Source organism: Azospira sp. MPR-E4, from assembly GCF_058809645.1.
This window is the reverse complement of record NZ_JBXAST010000111.1, coordinates 1-945: the sequence shown is the minus strand read 5'-3', so window position 1 is coordinate 945 and position 945 is coordinate 1. Positions and strand designations below refer to the sequence as shown.

At 68.0% G+C, this 945-nt stretch carries 2 protein-coding genes; both read left to right on the top strand.

Going from position 1 to position 945, the window contains the following annotated elements; translation table 11 throughout:
* Positions 1-96: 96 nt before the first annotated feature.
* Positions 97-306 (top strand): sulfur carrier protein ThiS, encoded by a 210-nt coding sequence (gene thiS, locus AC1RTA_RS16550; protein ID WP_492785363.1) that lies wholly within the window; start codon positions 97-99, stop codon positions 304-306.
* A 69-nt stretch (positions 307-375) separates the two neighbouring features.
* Positions 376-945, top strand: a 570-nt coding sequence (locus AC1RTA_RS16545) for a thiazole synthase (RefSeq protein WP_492785362.1), incomplete at its 3' end; no start/stop codon positions are given.

Here is a 945-nt window from a genome sequence, read left to right as displayed (position 1 = left end):
GGCTTTCATGGCGGGCAGGTCCGGGCAAATGGGGTGGCAGGACCGATTATAGCGGTGCCGGAGGCGGCCGCCGGCCATGGTAAAATCCGCCCCCTTATGGAACTGCACATCAACGGCGAAACCCGCCAATTTCCCGATCGCGACGCCGCCTTCACCGTGGCCGCCCTGGTGGCGGAACTGGGCCTGGCCGGCAAGCGCATCGCCGTGGAGCGCAACGGCGACATCGTGCCCCGCAGCCAGCACGGCGACACCGCCCTGGCCGGCGGCGACCGCATCGAGATCGTCGTCGCCGTCGGTGGCGGCTAAGCCCGCCGCGCCGCCGGCGCTGCCCGCCGTCCTCCTTCGCCCAACCCCTTCCCGCCTGGAACCGAGCCCATGGAACAACTGACCATCGCTGGCAAGACCTACCGCTCCCGCCTTATCGTCGGCACCGGCAAGTACAAGGATTTCGCCGAGACCCGCCAGGCCATCGATGCCTCCGGCGCCGAAATGGTGACCGTGGCCATCCGCCGCACCAACATCGGCCAGGACCCGAACCAGCCCAACCTGCTGGATGCCCTGCCCCCCAGCCAGTTCACCATCCTGCCCAACACCGCCGGCTGCTACACCGCCGACGAAGCCGTGCGCACCCTACGCCTGGCCCGGGAGCTGCTGGACGGCCACGCCCTGGTCAAGCTGGAAGTGCTGGGCGATCCCACCACCCTGTTCCCCAACATGCCGGAAACCCTCAAGGCCGCCGAAGTGCTGGTCAAGGAAGGCTTCCAGGTCATGGTGTACTGCGCCGACGACCCCATCCAGGCCAAGATGCTGGAAGAGATCGGCTGTGCCGCGGTGATGCCCCTGGCCTCCCTCATCGGCTCCGGCATGGGCATCCTCAATCCCTGGAACCTGCGCCTCATCATCGACAACGCCAAGGTGCCGGTGATCGTGGACGCCGGCGTGGGC